Genomic DNA, 4,301 nt, shown 5'->3' on the forward strand with positions numbered 1-4,301 from the left:
GTATAGAAAGCTGCAAACTCTCGTGATGATGGACTACGATAAGTATTCGCCTGTCGTAAAAAAGGCTTACAAGGAGTTTGAGGACGCGCTCGCGGTCAAACAGGCTAAATTTGAAGACGAATACGTCAAACTCTACAAAAAAGACAAAGCCAAAGCAAACAAGCTGCTAAACGAATTTTCGATAAATATGATGAAGGAAGCCAAGGCTTTAACGCAAAATTTGACTAACGAAATCTTCACGATGCTAACCGACGACACCGACGCCAAGCTAAAATCGCTAAACAAAGGCAAAAAAGACTAGGCAAATTTAAGGGGCGGGCTGCGGCCTGCCTCAAATTTAGCCCGAATTTGATAAAAACTTCTTGATTTATTTTTTAAAAATCTTTATAATACGGCTCAAATTTGACCCCAAAAGGATGAGCTTAATGCCTTGCCCCATGCCTGAGACTCTTTAATCTTAGCAAAAAAACCGCAAACGACTTTAAAAAAACAGCCAAATTTTTAAATAATTTCACGTTTTTAAACATTAATATAAATTTATTTCTATCGCCGCGAAGGGCGCATTGTAATTGCATTTTTAAAAACAAAGCGAAGCAGCATCTGAAATTTGGACGAAATTTATTTAGCAGGGTTTTTTATAAATTTTATTTCAGTTTGAGAAAATCGGGTTGCCACCCGCCGTTTCTAAGCTCGCTCTTTTCAAAATAGCAAGCTTATAGCGCATAAAATTTAAAAATAAAAAATCAAAATTTAAAGGAATCAAAATGATAAAAAGTTATGTTACGGGTTTCCCGCGAATCGGAGAAAAAAGAGAGCTAAAACGCGCGCTTGAGGGTCTTTGGGCCGGCAAAGAGGGCTTTAGCGAGGAGAATTTGCTAAGCGTCGCTAAAACGCTAAAAAACAGACACTGGCAATACCAAAAAGACGCCGAAATTTCGGCTATCAGCGTAAATGATTTTTCATTTTACGATTTGATGCTTGATAGCATCGTTGCGTTTGGCGCCGTACCGCCTAGATTTGCGAATCTTAGCGGACGCGAGCAGTATTTTGCCTGCGCGCGCGGTAACAAAACGGGCGTAGCGATGGAGATGACGAAGTGGTTTAACACAAACTACCACTACATCGTGCCTGAGCTTAGCGCCGAGACGACCTTTAAGCTAGACGCGTCAAAAATCCTTGCCGAATACGAAGAGGCAAAGGCTGCGGGCGTAAAAGGCAAGGTAAATTTGATCGGCCCTATCACGTTTTTGGCGCTTTCAAAGACCACCGACGGCAGCTGCCCGTTTAAAAACCTAAACGCTCTAGTCGCCGAATACAAAAAGCTTCTTGAGCTACTTTCTACGCTTGACGATGAGATTTTGGTGCAGTTTGACGAGCCGATTTTTGCGACCGATAAAAACGAAGAAATCCTACTTAGCGTCATCGGTAAGGTGTATAACGAGCTAGCCGAAGCTGCAAACAACGTAAAAATCGTATTTATGACGTACTTCGAGCACGCGCTAAAGGCGGTTGCCGAGGTAGCAAAAACTAAAATTTACGGTATCGGACTAGATTTCGTTCACGGCAAAAGAAATTTCGAAGCGCTTGAAACTATCAAAAATAGCCATTTAACGCTATTTGCTGGCGTCATCGACGGACGAAATATCTGGAAAAGCAACATCGACGAAAAGGTAAATTTAGTCCGCGAGATCGGCGAAAAAATCGGCGGCAAAGATTTCTACGTCGGACCTAGCTGCTCGCTGCTTCATGTGCCATATACCCTAAAATACGAAGAAAAACTAAACTCCGAGGTCAAAAGCTGGCTGAGCTTTGCCGTAGAAAAACTAGACGAGATCAAAATCATAACCAAACTAGCTAACGGCGTAGCGCTAAACGCGGCTGAAAGGAAAATTTACGAAGAGAACAAAGCTGCGGTTAAAACGCGCGCGACGTCAAATTTGATCCACTCCTCAAGTGTGCAAAACCGCGTGAAAAATCTAGTCAAATTTGAGCGTGAAGATAAATTTGAAGATCGCATCAAAATCCAACGCGAAAGCCTAAACTACGGCATCCTGCCGACTACGACGATAGGTAGCTTCCCGCAAACCGTCGAGCTAAGAGTGCTTCGCCAAAACTTCAAAAAAGGCGAGATCGACGCGAGCGCGTATGAAGCCGGTATCAAAAAATACATCGACGACTGCGTCAAATTTCAAGAAGATATCGGCCTAGACGTACTAGTTCACGGCGAGCCTGAGCGAAACGACATGGTCGAGTATTTCGGCGAGCAGATCGAAGGGTATGCATTTAGCGAGAACGGCTGGGTACAAAGCTACGGCAGCCGCTGCGTGAAACCGCCTCTACTTTTTGGCGACGTGAGCCGCCCAAAAGCGATGACCGTCGAGTGGATGAAATACGCCCAAAGCCGCACTAACCGCATAATGAAGGGCATGCTAACTGGACCTGTAACCATGCTAAACTGGAGCTTCGTGCGCGACGACCTGCCTCGCAGCGAAGTGGCTAAGCAGCTTGCGCTTTGCATATTTGACGAGATCGCAGACCTGCAAAATGCCGGCATCCGCATCATCCAAGTGGACGAAGCGGCGTTTAAAGAGGGCTATCCGCTACGCGCCGAAAACATCCCTGCGTACGAGAAATTCGCGGTTGATTGCTTTAAACTTTCCGTTAGCTCGGCCGAGCCTAAAACGCAGATCCACACGCATATGTGCTACTCCGAGTTTAACGACATCATCAAGACGATCGAGGCGATGGACGCCGACGTCATCAGCATCGAGACCGCTCGCAGCGGCAACGAACTGCTAAAGATCTTTAAATCCGTCGGCTACAAACAAGAAGTCGGCCCTGGCGTATACGACATCCACAGCCCGCGGGTTCCTAGCACCGACGAGATCGTGCGCCAGATCCGCGCGCTACTCGAGGTTCTGCCGAAAGAACAGCTCTGGATCAACCCGGACTGCGGCCTAAAAACGCGCAAATGGGAAGAGGTCGAGCCGAGCCTAAAAAATATGGTCGAAGCCGTCAAAATCGTAAGAAATTCATAGTTTCGACCGCTTGCGACTCGGCTAAATTTGCCGCTTTTGCCGCTTAAATTTGCGGTGAGAGCGGCTTTGCTAGCTCAAATTTTGAGCTCAGGTTTAAAACCGGCTCAAATTTGACGCGGAGCAAATTTGTCGGTCGCGGCGAATAATTTATCCTGCGCACGCGCCGCCACGGCATAAATTTAACCGCAAACGGCGCGGTTTTCTACATTTTAAATTTGGAAATTTCATGCTAAAAGAAAAAATTTTAAACAAAGAAAAGGGGCTCGTGCTCTACGGACTAACGCCGCCCAAGGCCGAATTTGACGAGGCTAAGCTGCGCGACATCTCGGATCGCTGGACGGGCAGGATAGAGAGCATAAATGCTGACGGGCTCGTACTTTACGAGGTGCAAGACGAGAGCGAGAGAAACGAAAGCGAGCGGACGTTTGAGTTTAGCGGCACGCTAAGTCCCGAAACCTACTACCGAGACTACCTAAACGTCGCGACGCCAAGCGTCTTTTACCGCGTGGCTAGCGGCTACGACGAGGACGCATTTCGCGCGGCGATTGCGGCTCAAAGCTCAAATCTAAACGTACTCGTCGGAGCTACGTCTAGCTCGCAAAAAGTTCGGTTAAATTTGGCTCGCGCGTACGAGATCGCGGGCGAATTTGAAAATTTAGCCGTCGGCGGAGTGTGTATCGCCGAACGTCACGCCAAAAAGGGCGACGAACCGCAAAGAATGCGCGAAAAGATCGCGGCTGGGGCGAAGTTTTTCATCTCGCAGGCGATTTTTGACGCACAGATGACGCGTAAATTTTTAGAGGACTGCGCGGCCGCAAAGATAACCGAGCCGATATTTCTCACGTTTTCAACGGTGGGCAACCCAAAAACTCTAGAGTTTATCAAGTGGCTGGGCGTTAGCGTGCCTAGCGCGGTTGAGGCGCGTCTAAACGCTAGCGAGGACTATCTGGCGCAAAGTTGCGAGATAATCAAAGAAATTTGGCGCGAGCTAAAGAAATTCGGCGACGAAAACGGGCTAAATTTGAGCGCAAACATCGAAAGCGTGATGGCTAAGCGTGCCGAGATCGAGGCGAGCCTAGAGCTAGCTCGCGAGTTTAGGCAAATTTAGGAGCGAGGATGGCGGATACGGACGAACTCTACGCCAAGGTAAAACGTGCCAACGCGCTCAAAAAACTCATGCGCGCAGCTGCCGTCCTGATCGCCGCGCCAGCCCTTTTTGCGCTATCAAGCGCGCTCCTAAACGACGGGCTTTACGAGCCATTT

Annotated in this window: 2 protein-coding genes and 1 pseudogene; all 3 read left to right on the forward strand. The window is 47.7% G+C overall.

Annotated features, from left to right (window positions below; genetic code table 11):
* Positions 1-301: pseudogene (locus tag Q0338_RS06925) on the forward strand (dipeptidase); the annotation flags it as partial.
* 463 nt (positions 302-764) lie between these two features.
* Positions 765-3,038, forward strand: coding sequence for a 5-methyltetrahydropteroyltriglutamate--homocysteine S-methyltransferase (gene metE / locus Q0338_RS06930; protein WP_298086117.1), 2,274 nt, complete (start codon positions 765-767; stop codon positions 3,036-3,038).
* A gap of 226 nt (positions 3,039-3,264) precedes the next feature.
* The gene (locus Q0338_RS06935) at positions 3,265-4,146 is read left to right on the forward strand and encodes a methylenetetrahydrofolate reductase (protein WP_298086118.1); all 882 of its coding nucleotides are present in this window, start codon (positions 3,265-3,267) and stop codon (positions 4,144-4,146) included.
* The last annotated feature ends 155 nt before the right edge of the window (positions 4,147-4,301 follow it).

This window comes from uncultured Campylobacter sp. (genome assembly GCF_938018145.1).
In the GTDB taxonomy this organism is placed as follows: Bacteria; Campylobacterota; Campylobacteria; order Campylobacterales; family Campylobacteraceae; genus Campylobacter_A.